At 33.9% G+C, this 21998-nt stretch carries 36 protein-coding genes and 4 tRNA genes; 24 read left to right on the forward strand and 16 right to left on the reverse strand.

The window, feature by feature from the left end; genetic code table 11:
- Positions 1–4: 4 nt before the first annotated feature.
- Genes ACEXOE_RS14645 through ACEXOE_RS14670 form a run of 6 tightly spaced genes read right to left on the reverse strand, consistent with a single transcriptional unit; the run spans position 5 to position 1356 of the window.
- Positions 5–166: a chromo domain-containing protein gene (locus ACEXOE_RS14645; protein ID WP_394749566.1), complete on the reverse strand. Its 162-nt coding sequence runs from the start codon at positions 164–166 to the stop codon at positions 5–7.
- A complete protein-coding gene (locus ACEXOE_RS14650; protein ID WP_394749567.1) occupies positions 153–284 on the reverse strand; it encodes a hypothetical protein in 132 nt (43 codons plus the stop codon). The genes ACEXOE_RS14645 and ACEXOE_RS14650 overlap by 14 nt, the downstream gene beginning before the upstream one ends.
- A gap of 11 nt (positions 285–295) precedes the next feature.
- Positions 296–604 carry a hypothetical protein gene (locus ACEXOE_RS14655; protein WP_394749568.1) on the reverse strand — a complete coding sequence of 103 codons (309 nt, stop codon included), beginning with the start codon at positions 602–604 and terminating at the stop codon, positions 296–298.
- Between the two features lie 13 nt (positions 605–617).
- Positions 618–884, reverse strand: a complete 267-nt coding sequence (locus ACEXOE_RS14660; protein ID WP_394749569.1) for a hypothetical protein — start codon at positions 882–884, stop codon at positions 618–620.
- A gap of 7 nt (positions 885–891) precedes the next feature.
- The gene (locus ACEXOE_RS14665; protein ID WP_394749570.1) at positions 892–1068 is read right to left on the reverse strand and encodes a hypothetical protein; all 177 of its coding nucleotides are present in this window, start codon (positions 1066–1068) and stop codon (positions 892–894) included.
- Between the two features lie 3 nt (positions 1069–1071).
- Positions 1072–1356 carry a hypothetical protein gene (locus ACEXOE_RS14670; RefSeq protein WP_394749571.1) on the reverse strand — a complete coding sequence of 95 codons (285 nt, stop codon included), beginning with the start codon at positions 1354–1356 and terminating at the stop codon, positions 1072–1074.
- Positions 1357–1442: 86 nt separating this feature from the next.
- On the opposite strand from ACEXOE_RS14670, the gene ACEXOE_RS14675 reads away from it, so the two are divergent.
- From ACEXOE_RS14675 to ACEXOE_RS14695, 5 genes are all read left to right on the forward strand, one after another.
- A complete protein-coding gene (locus ACEXOE_RS14675) occupies positions 1443–1871 on the forward strand; it encodes a helix-turn-helix domain-containing protein (protein ID WP_394749572.1) in 429 nt (142 codons plus the stop codon).
- A gap of 174 nt (positions 1872–2045) precedes the next feature.
- Positions 2046–2747, forward strand: coding sequence for a hypothetical protein (locus ACEXOE_RS14680; RefSeq protein WP_394749573.1), 702 nt, complete (start codon positions 2046–2048; stop codon positions 2745–2747).
- Between the two features lie 153 nt (positions 2748–2900).
- On the forward strand, positions 2901–3326 hold the full coding sequence (locus ACEXOE_RS14685) for a hypothetical protein (RefSeq protein ID WP_394749574.1): 426 nt from the start codon (positions 2901–2903) through the stop codon (positions 3324–3326).
- A 49-nt stretch (positions 3327–3375) separates the two neighbouring features.
- Positions 3376–3720, forward strand: a complete 345-nt coding sequence (locus tag ACEXOE_RS14690) for a hypothetical protein (protein ID WP_394749575.1) — start codon at positions 3376–3378, stop codon at positions 3718–3720.
- Between the two features lie 98 nt (positions 3721–3818).
- Complete coding sequence (locus ACEXOE_RS14695; RefSeq protein ID WP_394749576.1) at positions 3819–4199, forward strand: hypothetical protein; 381 nt, start codon at positions 3819–3821, stop codon at positions 4197–4199.
- Between the two features lie 314 nt (positions 4200–4513).
- Here ACEXOE_RS14695 and ACEXOE_RS14700 read toward each other — a convergent pair.
- Positions 4514–4585, reverse strand: a tRNA-Ala gene (locus ACEXOE_RS14700).
- A gap of 470 nt (positions 4586–5055) precedes the next feature.
- Here ACEXOE_RS14700 and ACEXOE_RS14705 point away from each other — a divergent pair.
- Positions 5056–5436 carry a hypothetical protein gene (locus tag ACEXOE_RS14705; protein WP_394749577.1) on the forward strand — a complete coding sequence of 127 codons (381 nt, stop codon included), beginning with the start codon at positions 5056–5058 and terminating at the stop codon, positions 5434–5436.
- A 514-nt stretch (positions 5437–5950) separates the two neighbouring features.
- Positions 5951–6370 (forward strand): hypothetical protein, encoded by a 420-nt coding sequence (locus ACEXOE_RS14710; RefSeq protein ID WP_394749578.1) that lies wholly within the window; start codon positions 5951–5953, stop codon positions 6368–6370.
- A 104-nt stretch (positions 6371–6474) separates the two neighbouring features.
- Here the strand turns inward: ACEXOE_RS14710 and ACEXOE_RS14715 are convergent, their stop codons facing one another.
- The 3 genes from ACEXOE_RS14715 to ACEXOE_RS14725 all read right to left on the reverse strand — a co-directional run bounded on the left by ACEXOE_RS14715 (position 6475) and on the right by ACEXOE_RS14725 (position 8682).
- Positions 6475–7566, reverse strand: coding sequence for a hypothetical protein (locus ACEXOE_RS14715; protein WP_394749579.1), 1092 nt, complete (start codon positions 7564–7566; stop codon positions 6475–6477).
- Between the two features lie 152 nt (positions 7567–7718).
- On the reverse strand, positions 7719–7919 hold the full coding sequence (locus ACEXOE_RS14720; RefSeq protein WP_394749580.1) for a hypothetical protein: 201 nt from the start codon (positions 7917–7919) through the stop codon (positions 7719–7721).
- Positions 7912–8682, reverse strand: a complete 771-nt coding sequence (locus tag ACEXOE_RS14725) for a hypothetical protein (protein WP_394749581.1) — start codon at positions 8680–8682, stop codon at positions 7912–7914. The genes ACEXOE_RS14720 and ACEXOE_RS14725 overlap by 8 nt, the downstream gene beginning before the upstream one ends.
- Positions 8683–9189: 507 nt before the next feature.
- Here ACEXOE_RS14725 and ACEXOE_RS14730 point away from each other — a divergent pair.
- From ACEXOE_RS14730 to ACEXOE_RS14740, 3 genes are all read left to right on the forward strand, one after another.
- Positions 9190–9561 carry a helix-turn-helix domain-containing protein gene (locus ACEXOE_RS14730; protein ID WP_394749582.1) on the forward strand — a complete coding sequence of 124 codons (372 nt, stop codon included), beginning with the start codon at positions 9190–9192 and terminating at the stop codon, positions 9559–9561.
- Positions 9562–10233: 672 nt separating this feature from the next.
- Positions 10234–10461, forward strand: a complete 228-nt coding sequence (locus tag ACEXOE_RS14735; RefSeq protein WP_394749583.1) for a hypothetical protein — start codon at positions 10234–10236, stop codon at positions 10459–10461.
- The gene (locus tag ACEXOE_RS14740) at positions 10448–11038 is read left to right on the forward strand and encodes a hypothetical protein (RefSeq protein ID WP_394749584.1); all 591 of its coding nucleotides are present in this window, start codon (positions 10448–10450) and stop codon (positions 11036–11038) included. Before ACEXOE_RS14735 ends, ACEXOE_RS14740 begins: the two co-directional genes overlap by 14 nt.
- A gap of 12 nt (positions 11039–11050) precedes the next feature.
- On the opposite strand, the gene ACEXOE_RS14745 is transcribed toward ACEXOE_RS14740, so the two are convergent.
- Positions 11051–11464: a hypothetical protein gene (locus ACEXOE_RS14745; RefSeq protein ID WP_394749585.1), complete on the reverse strand. Its 414-nt coding sequence runs from the start codon at positions 11462–11464 to the stop codon at positions 11051–11053.
- A gap of 195 nt (positions 11465–11659) precedes the next feature.
- Here ACEXOE_RS14745 and ACEXOE_RS14750 point away from each other — a divergent pair, with 195 nt between their 5' ends.
- The 14 genes from ACEXOE_RS14750 to ACEXOE_RS14815 all read left to right on the forward strand — a co-directional run bounded on the left by ACEXOE_RS14750 (position 11660) and on the right by ACEXOE_RS14815 (position 17630).
- Positions 11660–11887 (forward strand): hypothetical protein, encoded by a 228-nt coding sequence (locus tag ACEXOE_RS14750; RefSeq protein WP_394749586.1) that lies wholly within the window; start codon positions 11660–11662, stop codon positions 11885–11887.
- A 13-nt stretch (positions 11888–11900) separates the two neighbouring features.
- A complete protein-coding gene (locus ACEXOE_RS14755; protein ID WP_394749587.1) occupies positions 11901–12101 on the forward strand; it encodes a hypothetical protein in 201 nt (66 codons plus the stop codon).
- Between the two features lie 340 nt (positions 12102–12441).
- Entirely contained in the window at positions 12442–12975 is a 534-nt protein-coding gene (locus ACEXOE_RS14760) for a glycosyltransferase family protein (protein ID WP_394749588.1), read from the forward strand.
- 27 nt (positions 12976–13002) lie between these two features.
- Positions 13003–13233: a hypothetical protein gene (locus ACEXOE_RS14765; protein ID WP_394749589.1), complete on the forward strand. Its 231-nt coding sequence runs from the start codon at positions 13003–13005 to the stop codon at positions 13231–13233.
- Complete coding sequence (locus tag ACEXOE_RS14770) at positions 13230–13433, forward strand: hypothetical protein (RefSeq protein WP_394749590.1); 204 nt, start codon at positions 13230–13232, stop codon at positions 13431–13433. The genes ACEXOE_RS14765 and ACEXOE_RS14770 overlap by 4 nt, the downstream gene beginning before the upstream one ends.
- Positions 13434–13456: 23 nt before the next feature.
- Positions 13457–13645, forward strand: coding sequence for a hypothetical protein (locus ACEXOE_RS14775; RefSeq protein ID WP_394749591.1), 189 nt, complete (start codon positions 13457–13459; stop codon positions 13643–13645).
- 17 nt (positions 13646–13662) lie between these two features.
- Positions 13663–14028, forward strand: a complete 366-nt coding sequence (locus tag ACEXOE_RS14780; protein WP_394749592.1) for a nucleoside triphosphate pyrophosphohydrolase family protein — start codon at positions 13663–13665, stop codon at positions 14026–14028.
- A gap of 265 nt (positions 14029–14293) precedes the next feature.
- Positions 14294–14638: a dATP/dGTP pyrophosphohydrolase domain-containing protein gene (locus ACEXOE_RS14785; protein WP_394749593.1), complete on the forward strand. Its 345-nt coding sequence runs from the start codon at positions 14294–14296 to the stop codon at positions 14636–14638.
- 34 nt (positions 14639–14672) lie between these two features.
- Positions 14673–14936: a hypothetical protein gene (locus tag ACEXOE_RS14790; RefSeq protein ID WP_394749594.1), complete on the forward strand. Its 264-nt coding sequence runs from the start codon at positions 14673–14675 to the stop codon at positions 14934–14936.
- A gap of 417 nt (positions 14937–15353) precedes the next feature.
- On the forward strand, positions 15354–15620 hold the full coding sequence (locus ACEXOE_RS14795; RefSeq protein WP_394749595.1) for a hypothetical protein: 267 nt from the start codon (positions 15354–15356) through the stop codon (positions 15618–15620).
- A gap of 582 nt (positions 15621–16202) precedes the next feature.
- Complete coding sequence (locus ACEXOE_RS14800) at positions 16203–16736, forward strand: hypothetical protein (protein WP_394749596.1); 534 nt, start codon at positions 16203–16205, stop codon at positions 16734–16736.
- On the forward strand, positions 16733–17149 hold the full coding sequence (locus ACEXOE_RS14805) for a hypothetical protein (protein WP_394749597.1): 417 nt from the start codon (positions 16733–16735) through the stop codon (positions 17147–17149). The genes ACEXOE_RS14800 and ACEXOE_RS14805 overlap by 4 nt, the downstream gene beginning before the upstream one ends.
- A complete protein-coding gene (locus tag ACEXOE_RS14810; RefSeq protein WP_394749598.1) occupies positions 17146–17367 on the forward strand; it encodes a hypothetical protein in 222 nt (73 codons plus the stop codon). The genes ACEXOE_RS14805 and ACEXOE_RS14810 overlap by 4 nt, the downstream gene beginning before the upstream one ends.
- Before the next feature lie 11 nt (positions 17368–17378).
- Entirely contained in the window at positions 17379–17630 is a 252-nt protein-coding gene (locus ACEXOE_RS14815; RefSeq protein ID WP_394749599.1) for a hypothetical protein, read from the forward strand.
- Between the two features lie 597 nt (positions 17631–18227).
- Here ACEXOE_RS14815 and ACEXOE_RS14820 read toward each other — a convergent pair.
- The 5 genes from ACEXOE_RS14820 to ACEXOE_RS14840 all read right to left on the reverse strand — a co-directional run bounded on the left by ACEXOE_RS14820 (position 18228) and on the right by ACEXOE_RS14840 (position 21948).
- Entirely contained in the window at positions 18228–19337 is a 1110-nt protein-coding gene (locus tag ACEXOE_RS14820; RefSeq protein WP_394749600.1) for a tyrosine-type recombinase/integrase, read from the reverse strand.
- 123 nt (positions 19338–19460) lie between these two features.
- Positions 19461–19534: transfer RNA gene (locus tag ACEXOE_RS14825), tRNA-Arg, on the reverse strand.
- 49 nt (positions 19535–19583) lie between these two features.
- Positions 19584–19658, reverse strand: a tRNA-Pro gene (locus ACEXOE_RS14830).
- A gap of 43 nt (positions 19659–19701) precedes the next feature.
- Positions 19702–19785, reverse strand: a tRNA-Ser gene (locus tag ACEXOE_RS14835).
- Between the two features lie 111 nt (positions 19786–19896).
- The gene (locus tag ACEXOE_RS14840) at positions 19897–21948 is read right to left on the reverse strand and encodes an HD family phosphohydrolase (protein WP_394749601.1); all 2052 of its coding nucleotides are present in this window, start codon (positions 21946–21948) and stop codon (positions 19897–19899) included.
- Positions 21949–21998 lie beyond the last annotated feature (50 nt).

A 21998-nucleotide genomic window follows, 5' to 3' on the forward strand; every position in this document is an offset into this window, starting at 1 on the left:
TGGTTCATCCTCTATCTGAATTAAAAAGGGATTCTATGGCTATTGCTACCCCAACATCTAATGAAGTGTGATGGGTACTTACTTGATGCTTTGTCATCCACTTTACCAGATTTGGCTTTCTTTTGGGCTTATGTCCCAATACCGCCTTTACCCTAGTTGTTCCCATCTTTCAATTTTTTAAGTTGTTGTTTAGCTTTCCTAGTGTTGTTTTGTACCGCTATAAGAGCACATATGCCCAAGAAAGTCAATACACAAAGTGCCAGTAATCCAGTTTCTAAAATCATAGTCATTTGGTTTAATTGTAATTGACCGGAACCAGCCTATTACCGTTTATGTAAATCTTTAATTCGTTATTGGTTTCTAGAAGTTGTATCTCTTCGGAAGTAGCATTCATTCCAACATTCTTTGCATATTGCTTTATCCTTTCCAATACGGCCAACCTACTTGCCTTTTTACCTTCGTAATCATCGACACCTCCAAACTCACTATCTATTGCTATAAAGGCATCATGGAATAGGCCTAGGACAAGCTTACCCCTCCTTATGTAAGCTAAAGCGCGTTCGTCCGTAGGGTCTATGAACCACCCTGTTCTTTGTTTTTTCATTTCTGTTGTTGGTTTAATTGAACCTCTCTTTCAATTGTTTTAGCAATTCTAAATCTTCTTGAATTTGTGTTTCAAACTTTTCAATGAAGACGGATAACATGTGTTCCTCCTTTTCTTCTGGAACACTATCGCTATACAGATAATTCTGCTTGTAGCTTGTTTTACTTTTCAAATCCCAATCGCCCATAATTTCTTTGGTGCATTTCTCTTGGGTTTCCAAATGAAGTTTCTGCCTCCAAAGGGATTTTCTTACTTCGTTAATACTTGTCAATACTTCCATATTATTACTATTGTTCTAGTGTTATTCCCATTATACTTGCATGTTCCACACATTCTTTTACTTCATCATTTCGCCAATACTCGGATTCTGGTATGGAATTCAACTTTTCTTGGAACATCTTTTTTAGGTAATCATAAGTCCCTAAATTCATTACTACGGTGTTGCTAAATGTATCTGGTGTCATTTCTTAAAGTTTTTCTGTTACTGAAAAATGATCATGTGCTATTCCTATAAGCTTATCAACATCGCAGTCGATATCACCTATCACCTCAAACTTTGTATGGCTCATGAATGAAAAGGAATCATAGCCCACCTCGTTATGAGTGCATTTCTCTCCCTGCAAGTAGATTTTCAAACCTTTGTAAGTGAATAGAAACAACCCGTTTCCTTTGTTCTCAATTTCACAAGATTCGTAGAATTCTTCTTGTAATTGTGGTACTGAGGTTGTCTGTGGAATTGCTATATTTGACATGACTTGTTTGTTTGATATAACAAATGTACAACGATCATTTGATTTAATCAAATTATTATTTGATATTAAATGTTAAAATTTTGATTATGAATAACCTTACCGATAGATTAAATGCGTTAGCAGGACATTTCAATGTGCCTAAATACGCGGATTTCGCCCGTAAAACTGGGCTTTCCCATCAAAGCGCATCTAATTATCTTAAAGGGAAGCAGAAACCTGATGCTGATAAGCTATCCATAATCATACAATCGTTTGATAATGTAGATGCTAATTGGTTACTCACTGGAGAAGGTCATATGATTAAGGAAAAAGGAATAAACACCTCAGAACTCACCGATTACAAAATATTAGAGACCATAGAATTCATTGAAAAGAATTTGGATAGATTCCTTGAAAAAGAGCAGTTTACAAGATTGATAAATAGACTACAGACTTCAAATACTTCGATGAATGTTGAAGAAGAAATCAGAAAAATAAAAGAGCGATTAAATAAGCTTTCTGCCGATAGTAATTAGGTCCTACATATTGAAATTTTACTTTTTCACTTACTTTAGATATTGTGTGTTCACATATTTTATAGCAATTTATCGAATTTCTTTGCACTTAATCGAATCCTAAAAAATATTACGGATATCTATATTTAGGTATTGTTTCTTTTCCTACATTTCTGGTAAATAAATCAACCAGTAATGAAGATAAAACTTCTATTTATCGTTGTAATATTCAGTATTGTTAATTGCAAAGAATCTGAAAAACAGAATATCGACGAAGTAAAGGCTCTAAAGAGGGCCGATAGTATTGCAAAAGTTGAATACTTAATCAAAGAAAAGAATAGAATACGCTTAGATAGCATTGAAAGAGTAGAACAAGATAAAGTTATAGGCGAAGTACGTTTTATGATGTCCGAAGCCGTAGCTAAAGAGAAAATAGCCAAATTCATAGAAGAAAGTTCACGCCAAAAGTTTTCGAACTATGATGAAAAATATCCTTTCATTGGTAACTATGAGTTTTCAGATTTCAAGGTGGAAGGTAGATATGATGACGACAAGTTATATTCTCTTTCCTTAGATGGGGCTTTTATTTCATGGGAGAATTTCGAAACCAAAGTCCCACAGCAGATTAACTACCTTAAAGATGTAATCCAACGAAAGTATGGACTTCCTGACGATGAAAAACATATTCCTAAATCATTTCAAATGAAAGAGGATTCCGAGTATGAAATATGCAGTTGGAATGTTGGGAAAAAGAAAATAACAATTACGGTAGAAGATAGTGGAACTTTTTATAACGTTAATTTACATATTTACTTACCTGCTAAAATTGAAGCCTTGAAAAAAGCCCGTTTAATTCGAGAAGACAAAATTTCAGAGGAAAGCAAAGATGTATTTTAAACCAGTACTTATGCAGTTAATCGATTATTTCTACAGTTAATCGATTTAGATTACGAACAGATTTAACCGCTTTCTTAGTGTTGTTGATTATTCCTACATTTAGGATATCATCATAACGATGGAATAAATACCACTTCAAATAACCAAAAGTCCATGACGAAAAACATAAAAATTACCTTTTTCCTAATAGTTTCATCCTTCACCATTTCATCTTGTTTAATTTCAACTAAGAAGGATACTAAAGAAGATGAAAAAGTTAATACAATCCCAACAGAAGATTTTAAGAAAAAGTTTGCGGGAAGTTATACGATTGAAATAAAGGGAAAAACTTTTAATGAACATGCCGAAGTATATGCTTTGAACGAAAACGGTGGGGTAAGTTGGTTATGGATAGAGAATAAAGGTAAAGGAAATACTAACATTGATGATCGTAAAGTAGGAACCTGGACAGCTACCGAAAACTCAATAACAATTAACATACAAGGTAATACAGGAGTTATTACAGAATCATATGAATTAAAAGATGAAGTTTTAGTAAACTCAGTATTACCTAAAAGATATCTTAAGCCAGTTCAATAGTCTATAAAAATACATTTTATCTAAACTGCGATTTAAACCATAACTAAAAATGGACTTAAAAGATTTCATTAAACAAACACTGATCGAGATTACAAACGGGGTTACAGAAGCACAACAAGAAATTAAGGATTCAGGAGCTTATATAAATCCGGAAGGTTTTCACACAGGAGAACATGTGCGTTCTAACTATAGTAGAGAGTATCGTCATGTTCAAAAAGTAAAAATGAGTGTCGGAGTTAATGTTGTTGAAAATTCTGAAATGAAAGGTGGAGCTGGAATTATTTCAGTATTATCGCTTGGTGTTTCTGGTAAAGTTTCTGATGTCAATACGATAACAAATCGAATTGAATTTGAAATACCGATTTCTTTACCAGTCATGAAAACCAAAATATAGCACTCTATCATATAATTAATACGCTTTACAGAATTCTATAATTTTTCATCAATATGATTAATAACATTGTCGGTAATATAAACTAACATGTATACTTAATGAAATCAAAACATTGGATAGTGATAATTGCAGGGATATCTGCATGTATTGTTTTTTTTGCAGTAATTGGCATTCCTTTTATGGAAAATTCGGTTAATTCTCACCTAACCAAGGAAGAAGCTGCAGAACAACGCAATTATGAAGATGCCGCTTTCAATGCACAACGATTAATAAAGAATAAGTTAAAAACTCCCACAACAGCAAAATTCCCAGCTTCCTTCCAAGCGACAGTCAATAAAAACGTGAAAGGTAACTATGAAGTTTCCTCATATGTAGATAGCCAAAACGGTTTTGGCGCAATGGTACGTACAAATTGGAGTGCAGAAATAAGATATACGGAATCGGAGGTCCAATTGGTGGATTATAAGTTTTATGAATAAATATATATTCCCCTCCTGGCTTCCATGAAAAAGGAAAACGAAGACGATTGGTAATGGTTCCACTTAAACGAGTTTATAAGTATTTTGTCGATTTTAGAATTTACAGTCTAAATCTGCATTTCTTTGGAAATACTCCAAATTATAGGAAATATTACAAATAGATGTGTGTAGAAGTGCACAAAATATACACATATGAACAATAATGAACTTAATTTAACTATGTATTAGTTAGTTTATGTTAATAATTTCAATATTTTTGACATGTTGCCGTTATCAACTAAAGAAGGCCAGACGATTTGTCTAGCCTTCTGAAGAGGTGCCGACCGGATTCGAACCGGTGTAAAACGAATTGCAGACCCGTTACCTAACCGCTCGGACACGGCACCCGTAAATAACATTTAAAAAGCCTTTCGAAGAGTCGAGAGGCTTTTATTTTTTATATTAGTTCCGTTTGTGTTGCTTGTTTCAGAATAGTTTCTACCATGTTCGAGAAATTTCTGTTCTCCTTCCGTGCGCGCTCCTCTACTAAATCCACTACGGATTTTTGCAGAGTAACTGTCTTAGTTTTTGTAACTTTTTTCATGACTTGAATTTATTAAGGTTATCAGATTTATCACAAATATACAAAATAATGCAATCCATTATTTTTTAATATAATAATATATAAAACAATTATTAATAATTTTGTTAAAGTTAAAACAATATCATTTGACCACCACCTAAAAATTAATTGATGGAACTTCGTTCCGAGAAGGTAGCGGGAGGCCTCCGACAAGTGGGGGTTAATGAAGTGAATTTGAGAGGGCCTGGATATCCAGATGAGTTGTATTGACAATCGATTTAACTTGTATCATTTATGATCATAGAAGAAAGAACTAAGGACTTCAACCACCTAGGAGAAGTCTTGAAAGCCTATTGCCTGAAATTGCTGGCAAGCCATTATAGAACTTACGACTGTCGTATGGGAAATAACAGTTATGAATACCTCATTGAAAGGGAAGTGTTCTTTGAGGTCAGAACAAGTCAATCGGATGATGAAAGGGTACGATTGGTACAATATCATAGCGATGGCCCCGGTATGCATAAAATTGTGGTAAATACAAATGGACAATGTTACTCCAACTTTGAAATATTCTTAAGCCTTGATGAACTGGAAAACAATCTTCCTAAAAAAATGATAAAGGAACTAGATGATGAGTTTTACAGTTATGTAGAAGTTTATGATGATGAAGAGTAAAATGACCTAATTCATGAATAAGAACAAACTGAAGTTATTAATGTTTTAATTGTTACTATACTTAAAATTGTTATTGAACGTTTAAATATTGGCACAGTTTATGCTCATAAATAAAGTAATATATTTATAGATAAATATGTAGTTAATAGTGCTTTAAGCACTGTTTTAACGATAGTTTATAGTACTTTATAACATTTTATTGTAACTTTGACGTGTCAAATATTACTTATATCATATAATAATATTGTTAATAAGCACTAAATTTTTAAGATAAATAACATGGGTGTAATCAAATCATTTTCGAGAAAGCCGGATAGTGGTAAGAAATCCGTAAAATATTCTAGAAAAGACAGTAAAGTTAATCTTACAAGAGTTTCGCCTAAAGAAATTGAAGCGAATAGAAGAAAGGCGTACCCTTATCTTTTTTAGTTAATTGACTCCCTATAATTACACTTTCTTCCATCGTTTTAACGATTGTGATGGAAAATTAATTTCAATAGATCGATATAGATTTGTGACCCGTTTTAAACGGGTCTATTTTATTGACGTCGAAGTTTATCAAAATAATCTTTATTTCATAAAATTCTTTCTCAGGGCTGATAAAGATAAAAAGGATAGGTTTAGAAAAATGACCCATGATAATGATGCATGGAGAATATTGAGTACATGTCTAGCAGTAATGAAAGAGGTTTCTACCCTAAATCCATTAGCATCTTTTGGATTTATTGGAATGCCACAAATTCATGAGAAAGAAAATTCGACAAAACGCTATAAAGTGTACCAGCAAATAGCTATAACCAACTTTCCCCCAAGTAAATACGAGCATCAAAGGGATGAAAAAATGAGTCTTTATTTTTTACTACAAAAAGAAAACAAACTATTGGATATAAATAATCTCGTAAAGGAAATGGAAAATACCTATCAGTCCTTATAGAAAAGGAATATACTTATATGTAATGTTGTACGTTGTTTAAAATATGATCTTTTGAACTCATTTTCTTTCATTACTTTTAAGTTCTCTTGTGGGTTTAACGGCATTTATCTATTTCTTTTGAGCAACCTAAATATGTCCTGTAGTTTAAAATGGAACCCCCATAATTTTAAAGTACCCGCCTCTACCCCTGGTAATATCGGCTCAACATCTTCTTTTTTATCTGTTTCAAGATTTATGATATTCTTGTTTACCTTTTCTTGGAGGGACATTATCATATGGTCCTTCTGATTTATCAAATGGTCTTTTTCTTGAATTCTATCTTGGGCCACAGCAAGCAGTTCCTTAAAATTCCTCGCAATTAACACCACATCTACTACGGCATTATCAGCTCCCACAGTATCGATCGAATTTAAATCCTTAGAATCTGGAATCTTCAAATATATTTTTAGTGCTTCAAATACATTCTTTAGGCTTTCATGTTTGTCATGTGGAGTTACACTTAATATAAACCCTTTATCATCTGTGTCAATTATAGCCGATTTAGCTTGTATACCCAAGTCTTTAAGAAACTGTGAAAAATAAATTAAATATTGCTTATATGCTGGATGAAATTGCTCATCTATTTCGAAAGGAAAATTTATAATATCTTCATTTAATTTAATATTAAAAGATCGGATAAAGGATGCACTAAATAAATTTCTTATTTGTTTTTCGGATAGAAGGATTGCATGGCTAAATTTAGATTTCAAATCCAAATTTAGTGACAGCGTAAAATGGTCATGTGATTTAGTTTTCCAAATACGGTCGATTATAAGCGAAGTTTTCCCTAACCGTAATTCATGACTTAAACTATCCATAAAGTCTAGAGTTGATATCGGAATTTCCCAGTTCTTATTGTTATAGGAAAAGTTCATTGAAATTTTTAAGCCAGGAGAGGTTATTTCATGCGCACTAAAACATATATTCTCTCTCAAAAATGCACATCCAAAAACATTAATTACAACTTTTTCACCATACTTAATGTTCCTTATTTCATCAGTAAACACTTCTTTTATAATTTCAGCTCCAAGATGTCTAAAAATAACCTTATCACTAATAAAAACGTCCTTAATATCAGGGTTTAGACTATTAGGAGCAATTTTTCCTATGTGCATCCCTTTATAAGTAAAATAATTATTTTTATTCAAATTATCCATCAAATATCTACGATATAGTTATTATTTTTTACTAGTAAAATAATTCCTTAAATTAATATTTGGGTCCCACCTATTATAGATATAAAAATATTAATATCTACTCCTCTATTCTTAGGATGTTTATGAACTTTAGTTCTTCGTCGGAAAGAATTTTATTTGCCCAAAATAATACCCAAACTTGACTTCAAGAGTTCTCTTTCCAATAGTAAACCTCTTAGATGATCATTTACCTCTTCCTCTCTTTTATCTTGGAGTACATTTAGGTCTCTCTCAAGCTGAGCATAAGATCTTTCTGGGATAAGGTCAAGATCTTTTAAATCATCAATTATTTTTTTCTTTTCTTCATCAGACATCGTCACGCACTTTTTTTAATGTAGGCCACATAACCTGTTCTTGATATTCCTTTTCATCCTTGACTAAAGGGGGCACATCAGTTATTAATACACCATTTAAGAATCTTATAATTGATTTGAATCTATTCGATCTATTGGATAGATAACGTATAAAGAATATAGAAGCCAATGATATTAAAATGCAAACAGCAATAATAGTGCCTCTATATGCTCTAAGGGGAAGATCACGGTAGGGCCAGAAAGTATATACTTGTTGATAAAATGCCATTGTGAAAGTGGACATTTGAAGAAAGAACAAAGAGATCTTTAATTGCTTGTTCTTTGTGTTTAAGGCAAATACGAAAACGGATATAAGAATTGCAAAAAATATGTACGGTAATCTTATACCCCATCCATTAGCAAGTGCTCTCCAAGTTTTCCAACCGAACACCCTATGTTCGTCAATTTTATTATCAATGAGCTCATCATTATCTTCAATTAACTTCGCTCTTTTTGGTTGAAGTTCATTAATAATTAAATTATAGGCTTGATCTCCGGTTATTTTCCCTTCCTCATATTGAGATTTAGTATAAATTATTTCATCATCTATAACCGTAACTTTACTTCTTAATTCTTTTTTATAGCTTTCAACAACAGGATTTTTTTTAGGCATTTCTATATGCACCAAAGGCGCAGCAAAAATAAATACCGCGCCCAGTGCTATAAATATAGATAGTACTATTTTACTAGTCTTTATCGATTTCTTCGTCCTTGTCTTCTGCATTTTCGTATACTTGATTGTCTGTTGTTGTATCATCTGTACATGATACGAATCCAATTGTAAAAATTGCCAATGCCAAAATTGCTAAATACTTTCTCATCTTTTATAAATTTTAAGGTTATAATAATTACCTTAAAATTAGGACGAAAAAGACTACATAAAGATTGATAACCAATTGTTTATCAACTTCTTTGTTAACATTAAATTTTATCATATTTCGGTACTATAGTCAGTAGTACCAGGGGGAATGGCAATATAAAATAAAACTTGTTTCTAACGCTTTTTTCGGTCGTAAGAAAACTTACACCTGTAAATAATTTCAATGACCACTATATAAAAACCTTAGAATATCTATGGTTTTAATTTCTATATTTAAAAATAGTTTTTGTAATGAATCAATGATCTTTATTACTTGTTTACACAATCAAATCTAAAACAAAAAAGTAAAAACAACAAATAATTAGTTAATTTTATGTATATTTAAACATTATTTTATTTAAGTTAGGTATTTTGACAAATGTTGAATTCAAAGAATACAGAGAACAACTTGGAATGTCCCAAGAAAGTTATGGGGAATTCCTTGGAATTTCTCTTAGCTCCGTACAAAGCTTTGAAAGTGGAAAAAGGCCGATTGGCAGACAAACCATTATGATCCTTGAGAACCACTTTAAATATAAAGAAGGGCCTATTGCAAAACTTCTCGATGGACATATTGATTTTATCAAGGATATGGTAAGGAAGGAACTTGAACATATTCTTCCTAAAATAGTCGATCAAGTTATCCGTGAAAAATTAAATGCCACAGAGGACCACAAAAATCTAATTGACAGCTTGAACAAAGAATTGACCGCCAAAAAATCCACAAGAAAAAAATCTAGCTAATCTTTTTAATCGGTTTTTCTTCTCGATATACCCTTTTTGACTCGCTCAATTTGTACCCAATGAGCTCGTATAGAAACATACAGCTTTCGCACGAATGATCAACGATTACCCGATTTAAAAAATTCATTGTTTCCTTGACCCTTTCCTCATATTTCAAAGTCTCCCCTATTAAATCCAGTTCTATCGTACAAATTGATTTTATATAGATGGATAAACCCTTAGAAATCTCTATTTCGCGTTCTGAATCATATAATGTTTCGCATATTATTAAATCCTCTTGAAGCTTTTGAAGCCCTCCTGGAAAATTATTTATTCTTTCTTTTAAAGACTTTTGCAATCTTACATTTTCTATTCGTCTGTCTGTCATTTGAATTAGCTGTTTGTTGTTTTCAAGTTACGAACTTATACGGAAAAGCGTAACGAAATTTACGGTTTCCCGTAAAACATTCAACAACTTCAAGTTAGCAGAGCAAAAAGATTTCTTTACTCTACATCAATTCATCGGAAATACTACACCGTTTGTCGATAATCGATTATTGTGTAAGAATATTATGTAAGTTTAAGGATGTCAAGTTATTGGATATCCAAACCAAAATCAATCCTAATTAATTGATGGAAGAACGAACGTTTTACGAAAAAAAAATTAAAACCTTCTCACAGAACGTTGTTACTATGCTGGCAAACTTATCATTTTTGGCTATATGGATGCTGGCCCAATATGGGATATTTTATCTTTCCTCCAATTATTCTACAAATGACAAGATGAACGAAAACACTGTTATTGTAATTCGCGTTCTATTTGCCATTGGCACTGTGATACCCATTATCATTAATATGTATCGCGATATCAGTATAATGATCATTCAAGCAAACAAGGAAATCCAGAATGAAAAAGACTAAAGAAAAAATAGAACAACTTCCCATAGCTTTAGGGTGGTCTTTTTTCTTTAAGGATTACCTTAATAGATTGCTAAATTATTTTAGTTGGGTTCTTGTAGTATTTCTATTTGTTGCTCCCATATGCGTATTGGTAGGAGGTCCTATCAAGGAATTTGAAGATTACTATACTGTAATCACAGAGGTGGAAATATTCTACTTATTTCCTCTTATACTGTACCAACTTTCAGGGACAATATTAACCTTAATCAAACTTAGTAGTTTAAAAAAGGAGAATACCCGTGATTCACTGGATAAAATTAAATATAAATATTTCGATATATTTAAACTATCCCTATCGATTTTAATTATTTTGTTTTATGCATTGGTCTTTTATTATGCTCAAAATTCCCTAGCCTACAAATCCAACACTCCTCATTTTAATGTTATTTTCATGACCACCATGTTCATATTATTGTTTTATGTCAATACTAAGAAGTTCGAAGATATGGTAGAAAGATTCCTGAAAATCACTATTAACTTTCTAAAGCTTATAAACATAACGGTCCCGGAAATAGAAAGATTCAAAGACATGGATTAAGTATATCCTGAATTACTCCGAAAACAATATTTCAAGGTCTTCCACCTCCGAAACCTTCTTCCAATCCTTACCTATTTGTATATAAAGGTTCTCCTTTCCTCCTGCCAATGAAATCATTTTATTGAGTTCCCCCAACCCATATACCATTACTTTGGTACTGTTCTTTTTGGTATCCGTGCATACCTTATAACTTGGTCTATTAGGAAATAGCATAGGTACTATTTCCGACCCAAGGGCTTCGGCAAGCTTTTCCATTCTTTCATGGTTCTTACCCAATGTCGCCCGGCCAAGCGTGACGCTGACACTTTGCGGCATGACCCTCCAAATGTCCTTGGCAATACCATAGGTCGTTAAACCCTTCTCTTGCATCAACCTCCATATCTCAGGATTATTTATTTCAATATCGTTCTGTTTCTTTTTTGCCATACAGCAAAGATAAAAATATTTTACAATTTTTATACTATTATTTTGATTATACAATTTTTATTGTACTTTTGTATTGATTACAATGATGGAGGATTGTAATACGGAAAAGTTTTTAAGGTTAGTTTTTTCATTTTCTAAAGCCCGTGTCCAACCTCCAAATTAGGATTGCGGGCTTTTATCTTTTGAACAATAATTATGAGAAAATCAATATTCATTATATCCACACTATTGATTATAAGCTGCCAGAAATCTGCAGTAGGTGAATGTGTGGCCTTTGAAAAAGACGGGGAGTTATTCACAATAGAAATATTCGACGCTGAAAACAGCCAAGGATTTACTGATAGGGATTTTTATCTGCAGGTAGCAACAAGGGAAGAACTAAGACAGGCTGCACTTGACAGCCCATGTAACAATAACAATTAAAAGCAAAACAGAAATGGAAGTATTCAGAACATTGATTTTTTACAGAAAAGTAAACAACGGCCCTAAGCCCTATGATACCATAGTAAAGGTATACAACACCCACAACGATAAGTTTTTTGAGGAAGTTGGAGGAGAACTGAGGGAGATAACCAAGGAGGAATACGAAAAGCTGGACAGTGATACTGCGGAGATTCTATCTAAGGAAAAAAAGTAATAACCAGAAGCGGAGGGCCAAGGAAAAAGTAATCTTGGTTGGTTTAGTAATACTGGCCTTTCCGCTTCATAAAATATAGATGCAATGGAAATAAATTTTCGTGAAGCAAGTATCGAACAGTTACTAAACCCAGACACTACTATTTGGGATTGGAAATATTGTTCGGGATGCAGTAATCAAACACCTCACACATTTAGGGTGCATGACAAAGTATGTCAATCGTGTAATCAAGTAATCTTATGAAAAACGAATTATTAGAAAACTACCAAAGATATTATCAAGTGTGCGACCCTTGGGGAAGGCACCCTATGGATGAGTAATAACACTAAAAACAAAAATAATGAACAATACAAAGGCAGTCCCAAAAGAAGAACAAATGAAAAATGCTTTAACCCATTATGAAAAAGCTGGTGCTTCAATCAATGAATGGCGAAGTGATATACCTGTAGCCATTGAACAGTTTTATAAAAAACCAAAAGAGTGGATTTTACCTAAAGAAAAAACTCCTGAACGTGTTCAAGAATATTGGTGTCCGGAAGACACAGCACAAGAGGTCTTAGTTCAATTTTTCAGAGCTAAACGATATAAAATTTGTGTAGGATGGTTCGAAGGTGGTAAATGGTGGTGCAACGATGAAGTTATTGAATACCCTGTAATTGCTTGGAAATATCTACCAAAACAATATCAACCAGAGATAGATTGGGATTTTGTTATGTGGAATGAAAAAAGTTTAAATGATGCTCAATTAATAGGTGTCGATGAAAATGGCGTTCATTATTTAGGTTCTGGAACTTGGGTAGATGGTGAGTTGCTTTATGAACCAAGAGACGTTGAAATGATGTCTGAGGATGACGCAAAATTAATTGACGGATAAACCAAAAGACTTTTTAAAACAGTAGGTATGACAACACAACTAACAATAAAAAGCATAAAATGTCCTCAATGTGGAAATGATATTTCCATAGACATTTACGAATGGGAAACGGGAACGGGAAAGCCCACGGAAGCCGGATATCATATTTTTTGTTCAGATAGTCTATTCAGTCCTAACAATTGTCAATTTACCTATGAGGAAATTGTAGGGGTCAGCGAAGAAATAAACTCCTTTTTGGATAAACAACATGATTTATGAAAACTGAAACTAAACAGAAGAAAGCAAAGTGCTATAACTGTAAGCATGCCGGAAAGCAATTTAAGATTATTGGTAAGACCCATTTACATTGCGAGCATCCCATTTACACTAAAGAACGATTTGAAAGCGGTGAATTTTCGCCATGGGATACTTTAAAGGAGTTTTGGAACACTTGCAACGATCATGAATTTAAAAGCTAATTAACCTTATAAACAAAAAGACAATGAAGAAAGTATTTAAAATAAATTCATCTGAAGGCCCGGGAACTCTAGTTCTTTTTTCTGTAGAAGAGGTAAAAGAGAATATAGTTGTTTTATTGGAAGAAATGGATAATGAAGAACATCTAACATTATCAATAGGTACAGTGTCAGATGGACAGATTGCAAACCTTCGTGAGTTTGATGGATTTTAACCTTAAAGTAAACAACTATGATAAACAAACTATCAAACGAAATCCACCAGAACAATATCCGAAAAGGATTTTACGAAGGAGAAAAGAACATAGGGGAAATGTTGGCCCTTATCCATAGTGAAGTAAGCGAAGCCTTAGAGGCTGATAGAAAGGACACTTACACAGCGGGAAACATTTTTGCTGTAAACGGATGGAACAGTGATGCTGATTTTAAAGACAGTTTTGAAAAATATGTAAAAGACACTTTTGAGGATGAATTGGCGGATATCATGATACGAGTAATGGATTTGGCAGCTTTCAAAGGAATTGATCTAGACCAGCATATATCAGCTAAAATGCGCTTCAATTCATTGAGGGAATACAAGCACGGAAAGAAATACTAAAGTAAACAGTCACGGAAAACATTGAAATCATAAAGAAGCTTTTAAAGAAGGGTATTTACCGGACATTCCCTAAAAGATTTACAGGGTGTCTGCATACTTACGATGCGGTACTTCTTTTGAACGATAAGTTTCCAATGATTTCTAAATCAAGACTACTGGAAATTATTGCCAGGAACATTTTTATAAAACAGGGCCGTTGGACATCATTCATTTGGGGTTACACCAAGGCAGCAAGAGAGATAAGTAAACTATTAAAGTAAATGATATGAACAAACAGCAATTTGAAGAAATATCGAAATGGCAGGAAAAAACTTTTGGAAAGGCTACATCACTTTCTAAGATGGCTCATTTGAAACAAGAGATTATCGAGTTAGAAAAGGAATTGATTTTTTGGAATCAAAACAAAGAATCTTTTACCCATACAGAAGCAAATAAGATTACAAAGCAAAGGGAGTTTGCAGATTGTTTCATACTCCTATTTGGTGCAGCAGCTTCGGATGGTATGACCTATGAAGAAATATGTAATTGCATTGAAGAAAAAATGCAAATCAATTATAGCCGAAAATGGGGAGAGCCTAATAAAAATGGAGTTGTAAACCACATCAAATAATCAACCACCCCTTAGAGGGTATAAATAAGAACAGATGAATATAGATTTACAAAGAATTAAACAAGCGTTGCCTAAAAGGGCCAAAGTTGAACTTATCAAATACAGGGGTAAAAGCCCTGCAATTGAGGTAAAGATATCCCCTGCATTGAGTGAAGAGGATTTTGAGCAATGCAAAGAATGGCAGCGACAAATAATAGGCAAGGAAAATATAAATGAGTTTTATACGGAGGAAACCGGAAGCCATTGGTACGTATTTCTAAAACAAAAAAACACCCCTATATCCTTTGAGATTGGTTAAGGGTTTGCCCACAACAGAAATCACTAAAGAGGGTATAACACAATAGAACATGGGATATCATTATTCTAAAGACAACAAAGACGCTTACCAGATTTGGCGTGAACATCCAGAATGCCCTATCAGAATGCCAGGATGTGCACGTACAATGACATCTGCAAGGATAGATTTTGAACGTGTTCAAGATGATGTAATATCATGGTATGAGGAAATAATTTTAAAAGATTAAACCCAACCACCAAAAGCATAAAATAACACAGTAACATGAAACAAAGTGGGAAGCGCGAAATGCGTAAAAAAGACATACCGGGGCGTCGCGATTAAAACAGAAGAAGGCCAACGGGGTTCCTTCCCACTTTTAAAAAAAAAGGAGTAAGCCGAAAATCCTTTAAAGAGTAGGCACAATTTTAAATTTAATCTATGACCAAAGAAGAAAATGAAATCTTGGAATCGTTAAAAATGTCTTTTCAGTTAGATATATGGGAAGATTTTTTATTGGTTCTCAATGAAATTAGAGGACGAGACAAAGAAATAATCTCAATGTATAGAAATAGTCACATTCATTTAAAAAGATTAAAAAATGCATGTACAAATGCAATCAATGAATTAAATCGTTTAAACGGGTCGATAGAAATTGCGAAAATGGAATTAGAAAAAGGATTGAAACCATTAGATCACATAACCTAGGAGCGTACGGCCCTAGGTTGTTTAAAAAGAAGCAATGAAAGAAACTTCAATAGTTCGGGAAAACCTGATGAACGAAAAAGATTATACTGGTTATTGCGGTAATTTCCATTGTAGCAAAGGATCGCCTAGAACAAACTGGAATCCAGAAATAAACCAATTTGAGTGCCCTTGTGGTTGGGTTAGTAAATTCCCATTAGATTTCATAATTAGATATAAGAAAAAGTGGAACAAGTAACCAGAGTAAAATGAACGAGGATAAAAATACTTCTGATAATGAATCTTTCAATCAGTGTTACGATTGTTATAATCCAGGATGGTTTTGTACAACAAAGAAGGAGTGCATTTTTGAAGCAACAGCAAAATTAGAATAATGAAAAACGTATCACGTAGATTAATTGTGTTATTGATTATAGTAGTACTTATGGGTTGCAATTCAGGAGAGATTAATTATAATCAAACAAGTTGGGAAATCAAAGCGAAGAAGCTACGGCTAGACTACTTAAAAGAATTGTATGAAGTAAGGAATGACATTCCATGTAATAAGAAGTTAGCAAAAATAGATAGTTTAATAAATCAAGAATTATGAAAGAACAATTACAACTAACTGACATAGTAGGTTATATGCCTTATGGATTGGAAGTACTAGGCAAGAAACATCTTTTCAAATACCAAGAAAGGCCAATACTTAAAGTTAATGGGTTGGCAAACAATATCAATGGTGAATGGCAGTGTGAATATCTTTATGATGGCGATTTACATTTTACAGAAATTAGTGATAAAAAATACCAACCCCTTCTCTACCCAATAGAGTACCTGACCAAAGAAATAACCGTAGATGATGAAACTTTTGTTCCTGGATTAAAATTGTTTGAATTAAATAATATTCCCGGAATGTATGAGGATTTACATATAGCAGAAACAAAAAACGAAGGAACTAACGAAAAAGGATTTATTGTCACATATTTAGACTTCGAAGTTTTTGGATTTGAATATACTGTTTCTGATTTAAAGCTGCAGCCTTATTGGATTATCCAAAAACTATACGAATGGCACATAGATATCGGGGGATTGATTCCCAAAAGTCTGGCGCTGGATAAAACACAATTTGAGAAATGAAACCAACAGAAGTAAGAATAGGGAATTTAGTTGAATATGATAACAATGTGTTTCCAATACATTCAATTGGGGATGTGTTTCCAACGCTTGATACTATCGAGTTTGGTATAGGTGTAGTGGATTGGAATAATATAAAACCAATTTCATTAACTGAAGAATGGCTTTTAAGATTTGGGTCTTATACTTGGAATGGTTTTTTATGCTTGGACGCTTTTTCTCCGGGCCACCCTTCACAAAGATTCAATCTATACTGGTCCGAAAAAGATGGTTTTAATTGCAAATCAAGATATCAAGGGGAAGCTGAATTGGGTTATAAAATGAGACAAATTAAACACGTCCACCAATTACAAAACCTATACTTCGCTTTGACCGGAGAAGAACTTAAATTAAATGAAACTAATATTGAAAAATGAAAATAATAAGAATTGAGCGAAAGCAAAAAACAGAAAAAGAGGATTACACTTTAATTACATTTAAGACATGGTGGGGAAAGGAATTTACAGAAACTTGTGTAACCCCTAATTGGAACTTAGGAACGTCATACGCCAAAAATGGAAGGCGAATACCTTATAGTTTGTGGGAAATCGTAAAAGGTTTTTTGCGAACTGAAGACGACGTGCACGAATATTGATTATAACGTATATGAAAGAACAACTAATAAGTTTTGAAACGGCAAAACTGGCCAAGGAAAAGGGATTTAACGAGGTGGTGATAGATAATTATGGGCCTATGGAGAGTATTTTATGGAAAGGGCAACATAAAAATTCTGAATTAAGATATTTAGAATACTCCGCCCCTACCCAATCATCACTACAAAAGTGGTTAAGAGATAAACATGGAATAAATGCGAACTCTTTTCCTTCATTAATAGAAGCACTAAACCAAATCAAATGAAAAACAAAGTCAAACTTATTGAACAAGAAATACCAATTTCATTGGTCGAAAATATATGGCCTAGAATTCAGTGCTATTTGGAAAATTATCATAATAGCAACTTAATAGAATCAAGAGTTTTTAACTGGCCTAATAATAAGCCAGTAACCCTGAAACAGTTATGCATATCATGCTATACGCAAGGTCTAATTGACAGAGGAGAAATTGACCAAAATATAATAGGATGAAAAAAGCAATAACCTTCCTATCCAACAAATGGACTTTCTTGGTATCTGGAATAATCACTTCAATATTAGTTTGGTTGAAGCTAGAGCATATCTACAATAACACAATATTGATACTGATCTTTTGTGTTATATTTCATTTAAGTCTTTTTGTAAACGCTGTAAAAATAGTAGTCAAACATTTAAAATAAAATGAAACTACCCCCTTTACATCGCGTTCGCGGAATAAAGGTTTACCTTTCATCAGAACAGGTAGGGTACATTATGAACAAAAGTTCCAGGTGGGTAAGAGATAATAGAGCTCTATTTGAACACAAACGAAAAGGGGAAAAGATCTGGCAATTTGAATTGTCCTCAGTCCTGGAATATCATTTTAAATGCGAATTATCTTAATATGGGCTTCATCGACCACTTTTTGCGGGAATTCATTTGTATATATGCTTGTTGTTGTCTTTCTTACATGCCCCACTATTTGGGCTGTTATCCTTTCATCTATAAGTAACTGCTGCGCTCTATCTATAAACGTATACCTTGCCCCTTTTGGCCTTAACTCTACACTTATGCCCATTTCCCTACAATGCACCCTAAAACGCCTTGCAAAGTTACCCATAAATGTTTTATAGTTCCTATATTTAAATATTGGGACTAAATAGGGTTTGCAATGATAGGTTTTCAATATCTCTAGTGCTGCATCCGGTATTACGTTAGAACAAAAAGTATTTGAATTTCCCTTATCCCTATTAAAATTTATTCTTCCATTGGCTACATGCCTATCATATCTAAGTTTTGACAGTACTTCGGGATCTATGCCGCCTAGATAAAACATAAGTAGCCAATAGTTTCTATAATCGTTTCTTGTGCCTTTTAAGTGGGCTTGCTGTAATATTTCGATATCTGCAGTAGTAGCTGTAATATTTTTCTTTTGCGGAATGTTTACCGTTATTCCACTGAAAGGATTATCATTGTTGCTTATTTTGTTGAATACGGATTTTAGTGAACGGATATAGGAATCAACGCCCCTTGGACTTCTTCCAGACCTTAAAAGGGTATTTTTGTACCGTTCTATAAATTTTTTATCAATGTCGTTTATCTTGATATCCGGATAGAATTTATTGAACGACTTTAGAGCGCTCCATCTTGTATCATATTCTTTGACTTCCTGCAATCCCCTTTCGAAGAAACTTTCACTATAATTACGGAACAATAATTTTTTCGCTTCGTCGAAATCAATATTTCTTTTGGTGCTTTCCAGGATAATATTGGCGATTTTACCTTTCAGCTGTTGTACATATTCAAAAAGATTGTAATAATCGGGGTGTTTCTTATTTGGACATTGTAGGGCCTTGTTCCAATGGATATCTTTTGATCGATATTTGGTATAAACTCTTTTTTCACTATAATTGTTGGACATATAGACTATGATGGGATGCCCTTCAATGGTTTCCCTTTTCTTCGCCCTGTCCAATGAAATGGTCAGTTTCATAGACGTTATTGTATCGGAATTGTATCGGAATTATTTCCTAAAACTAAGCAATTTGTGGAAATAAACAAGGATTCACAAAATATAAAAAACTAAAAAACCCCGTATTACCGGGGTTTATTGTAGTGATCGCGATAGGATTCGAACCTATGACCGTCTGCTTAGAAGGCAGATGCTCTATCCAGCTGAGCTACGCGACCCATACCATTTCAGTATAAAATAAAAAACCGAACCTAAGTCCGGTTTTTGTCGGGGTGGCAGGATTCGAACCTGCGACCTCCGCGTCCCAAACGCGGCGCGATAACCGGGCTACGCTACACCCCGAATGATAACTTATTTCATTAAGTTATATCAATAAATTAAAAAGCGGAGAGACTGGGACTCGAACCCAGGCGACAGTTACCCGTCGACAGATTAGCAATCTGCTCCGTTACCACTCCGGCACCTCTCCTAGAATTTTAATGAACTTGCATTAAAAATGCGGATGCAAATGTACCCTTTCATTACTAAGAATACAACTTTTTTTTACTTTTTTGAGCTAATTTTTATTTCAACTCCCCTACTATTCTGGATACTCGACTCTTAGGTGGTAAATATTGGTCAGCTTTTGCTTTAGAATTTTCTTGACCGCTTCAATTTCCTTGAAAGTAATATCCGCATTTAAAAACTGATTGGCCTGCATTTGTCCGGCAATAATCTTATTTACAAAATCATTGATGATGACAAAAGTAGGATTCTTTAAACTCTTGGAAGCGGCTTCTATGGCATCGGCCATCATTAAAATTGCAGTTTCTTTGGAAAAGGGAATTGGCCCCGGATATCTAAAGTCATCAGCCTTTACTTCTTCTTCCAATTCTTGTTGTTTCTTATAAAAATAGAACACCAAACTGGTCCCGTGATGTACCCGGATAAAATCGATAACGCGATCGGGCAATTTATTTTTTCGCGCTATTTCGATTCCCTCAATGACATGGTCAATAATAATCTTGGCGCTCTCCTTAGGAGGCAACTCATCATGAGGGTTTACATTGGTCACCTGATTCTCTGTAAAATAGGTAGGATTGTTCATTTTCCCAATATCGTGATACAAGGCCCCAACTCGGACTAACATGGAATTTGCCCCTATTTCATTGGCAGCGGCTTCTGCCAAATTAGCCACCTGTAGGGAATGATGAAAAGTCCCTGGCGCTTTATTGGACAATTCTTTCAATAGCTTGGAATTGGTATCGGAAAGTTCCAAGAGGGAAACATCGGAGACCAGTCCAAATATTTTCTCGTAAATATAGATCAAAGGCTGCGCAAATAGGGTAATCATGCCATTGAGCAGGAAGAAACCAAAAGTGAGCCATTCTATATTTCTGATATTCCCTTCGTGGATGACATGAAACGCAAAATATCCAATAATGTATATCAGGGTAATCTGTCCAATGGAAATAAAGAGGTTTGCACGTTTGTACAACTCGGACACACTCAAAATAGTTACAATTCCTGCAATGATCTGAAGAAAAATGTATTCAAAGCTATTCGGCACCACAAACCCTAAAATCAATACGGTGAGGACATGTACATATAATCCTAATCGGGCATCAAAAAAGGTTTTCAAAATCAATGGTAAAATGCACAAGGGCACTACAAAAACATACGTTTCATTGTACTTTACTACTAAAGTGGTCAAAAATACCATCAGCAGAATATTGAAGAAAATAAAGGTGACTTTAGTATTATTATCATAAATATCTTTCCGATATCGTTTTAAAAACAGAAACAACATCATCAATACCAAGGCGACCAAAACGGCATAGCCAGAAAGAATAAAATAGACATTCTCAGTAGTCCACAAGGCCGATTCATATTCCTCTTTTAAGGAATTGAGCATATTGTAATTGGACGCTTCCACCACCTCACCTTTCGCTATGATCAATTTCCCCTCCTCTACATTTCCACGGGTGTAGGAAATTTTGGCCAATTCTGCTTCCCGTTCTTTTTCCGATAATTGGCGATCATAACTTACGTTGGTTTCCAAAATATCGGAAAACAGGTTTTTATAGATGGGCCAAAACTCTGCCAAAGCATTTTGCCGCAATTGTTTGCGAATATACTGTCCTACATCTTCAAAAACGTAGAGCTCCTCTTTTTCAATAAGAATGGCTTCGTTGTTTTTATATAGATAGAGTTCTTCATTCGTATTGCGATCTATTACTTCTCGCGCAACAATACCATAAATGTATAAAGACTCAAGAATATCTTCCCCGGCTATCCTAAGCGTTTCCCGCTGCGATGCGTCACTGTTTTCATCCGTGAAAAAGCTTGGGAACTTATTGGAAAAGTTCGAAAACACGCTAGTGGCAACAGCATTGTCATAGGCATAATACGCAATCTGATTTTGTTGGATCTCCAAACGTTCCTGAGCAACTTCCTCGGCGCTCTTCTTAATGGAAAAATCAAAAGGGGCATATAGGTTTTCATACTGCCACGGTTTTCCTTTGGAAAATTCATATTTGAACTTTCCTCCCTTCGGGAAAAAGAAGACAATGAGAAATAAGGTGGACAGGTAGAGAAAGTACTTATAAACAAGCGATTGATTTGTATATAACCTATCTAAAAATTTTCGCATATGGCAGGTATCTACACCAAAAATAGAAAAATATATATTTAAAAAGGGCT

This window comes from Spongiimicrobium salis (genome assembly GCF_043678055.1).
Classification (GTDB): domain Bacteria; phylum Bacteroidota; class Bacteroidia; order Flavobacteriales; family Flavobacteriaceae; genus Spongiimicrobium; species Spongiimicrobium salis.

Excerpts from the sequence above, each read along its gene's own strand:
- ACEXOE_RS14805 (WP_394749597.1), top strand. The coding sequence starts at position 16,733 with ATGAAACCAACAGAAGTAAGAATAGGGAATTTAGTTGAATATGATAAC.
- ACEXOE_RS14665 (WP_394749570.1), bottom strand. The coding sequence starts at position 1,068 with ATGACACCAGATACATTTAGCAACACCGTAGTAATGAATTTAGGGACT.
- ACEXOE_RS14760 (WP_394749588.1), top strand. The coding sequence starts at position 12,442 with ATGAACAATACAAAGGCAGTCCCAAAAGAAGAACAAATGAAAAATGCT.
- ACEXOE_RS14720 (WP_394749580.1), bottom strand. The coding sequence starts at position 7,919 with ATGTCTGATGAAGAAAAGAAAAAAATAATTGATGATTTAAAAGATCTT.
- ACEXOE_RS14675 (WP_394749572.1), top strand. The coding sequence starts at position 1,443 with ATGAATAACCTTACCGATAGATTAAATGCGTTAGCAGGACATTTCAAT.
- ACEXOE_RS14800 (WP_394749596.1), top strand. The coding sequence starts at position 16,203 with ATGAAAGAACAATTACAACTAACTGACATAGTAGGTTATATGCCTTAT.
- ACEXOE_RS14670 (WP_394749571.1), bottom strand. The coding sequence starts at position 1,356 with ATGTCAAATATAGCAATTCCACAGACAACCTCAGTACCACAATTACAA.
- ACEXOE_RS14650 (WP_394749567.1), bottom strand. The coding sequence starts at position 284 with ATGATTTTAGAAACTGGATTACTGGCACTTTGTGTATTGACTTTCTTG.
- ACEXOE_RS14840 (WP_394749601.1), bottom strand. The coding sequence starts at position 21,948 with ATGCGAAAATTTTTAGATAGGTTATATACAAATCAATCGCTTGTTTAT.
- ACEXOE_RS14680 (WP_394749573.1), top strand. The coding sequence starts at position 2,046 with ATGAAGATAAAACTTCTATTTATCGTTGTAATATTCAGTATTGTTAAT.
- ACEXOE_RS14660 (WP_394749569.1), bottom strand. The coding sequence starts at position 884 with ATGGAAGTATTGACAAGTATTAACGAAGTAAGAAAATCCCTTTGGAGG.
- ACEXOE_RS14740 (WP_394749584.1), top strand. The coding sequence starts at position 10,448 with ATGAAAAAGACTAAAGAAAAAATAGAACAACTTCCCATAGCTTTAGGG.
- ACEXOE_RS14735 (WP_394749583.1), top strand. The coding sequence starts at position 10,234 with ATGCTGGCAAACTTATCATTTTTGGCTATATGGATGCTGGCCCAATAT.
- ACEXOE_RS14645 (WP_394749566.1), bottom strand. The coding sequence starts at position 166 with ATGGGAACAACTAGGGTAAAGGCGGTATTGGGACATAAGCCCAAAAGA.
- ACEXOE_RS14770 (WP_394749590.1), top strand. The coding sequence starts at position 13,230 with ATGAAAACTGAAACTAAACAGAAGAAAGCAAAGTGCTATAACTGTAAG.
- ACEXOE_RS14695 (WP_394749576.1), top strand. The coding sequence starts at position 3,819 with ATGAAATCAAAACATTGGATAGTGATAATTGCAGGGATATCTGCATGT.
- ACEXOE_RS14795 (WP_394749595.1), top strand. The coding sequence starts at position 15,354 with ATGACCAAAGAAGAAAATGAAATCTTGGAATCGTTAAAAATGTCTTTT.
- ACEXOE_RS14785 (WP_394749593.1), top strand. The coding sequence starts at position 14,294 with ATGAACAAACAGCAATTTGAAGAAATATCGAAATGGCAGGAAAAAACT.
- ACEXOE_RS14750 (WP_394749586.1), top strand. The coding sequence starts at position 11,660 with ATGAGAAAATCAATATTCATTATATCCACACTATTGATTATAAGCTGC.
- ACEXOE_RS14715 (WP_394749579.1), bottom strand. The coding sequence starts at position 7,566 with ATGGATAATTTGAATAAAAATAATTATTTTACTTATAAAGGGATGCAC.
- ACEXOE_RS14815 (WP_394749599.1), top strand. The coding sequence starts at position 17,379 with ATGAAAGAACAACTAATAAGTTTTGAAACGGCAAAACTGGCCAAGGAA.
- ACEXOE_RS14775 (WP_394749591.1), top strand. The coding sequence starts at position 13,457 with ATGAAGAAAGTATTTAAAATAAATTCATCTGAAGGCCCGGGAACTCTA.
- ACEXOE_RS14655 (WP_394749568.1), bottom strand. The coding sequence starts at position 604 with ATGAAAAAACAAAGAACAGGGTGGTTCATAGACCCTACGGACGAACGC.
- ACEXOE_RS14820 (WP_394749600.1), bottom strand. The coding sequence starts at position 19,337 with ATGAAACTGACCATTTCATTGGACAGGGCGAAGAAAAGGGAAACCATT.
- ACEXOE_RS14780 (WP_394749592.1), top strand. The coding sequence starts at position 13,663 with ATGATAAACAAACTATCAAACGAAATCCACCAGAACAATATCCGAAAA.
- ACEXOE_RS14810 (WP_394749598.1), top strand. The coding sequence starts at position 17,146 with ATGAAAATAATAAGAATTGAGCGAAAGCAAAAAACAGAAAAAGAGGAT.
- ACEXOE_RS14705 (WP_394749577.1), top strand. The coding sequence starts at position 5,056 with ATGATCATAGAAGAAAGAACTAAGGACTTCAACCACCTAGGAGAAGTC.
- ACEXOE_RS14765 (WP_394749589.1), top strand. The coding sequence starts at position 13,003 with ATGACAACACAACTAACAATAAAAAGCATAAAATGTCCTCAATGTGGA.
- ACEXOE_RS14690 (WP_394749575.1), top strand. The coding sequence starts at position 3,376 with ATGGACTTAAAAGATTTCATTAAACAAACACTGATCGAGATTACAAAC.
- ACEXOE_RS14755 (WP_394749587.1), top strand. The coding sequence starts at position 11,901 with ATGGAAGTATTCAGAACATTGATTTTTTACAGAAAAGTAAACAACGGC.
- ACEXOE_RS14685 (WP_394749574.1), top strand. The coding sequence starts at position 2,901 with ATGACGAAAAACATAAAAATTACCTTTTTCCTAATAGTTTCATCCTTC.
- ACEXOE_RS14790 (WP_394749594.1), top strand. The coding sequence starts at position 14,673 with ATGAATATAGATTTACAAAGAATTAAACAAGCGTTGCCTAAAAGGGCC.
- ACEXOE_RS14725 (WP_394749581.1), bottom strand. The coding sequence starts at position 8,682 with ATGCAGAAGACAAGGACGAAGAAATCGATAAAGACTAGTAAAATAGTA.
- ACEXOE_RS14745 (WP_394749585.1), bottom strand. The coding sequence starts at position 11,464 with ATGGCAAAAAAGAAACAGAACGATATTGAAATAAATAATCCTGAGATA.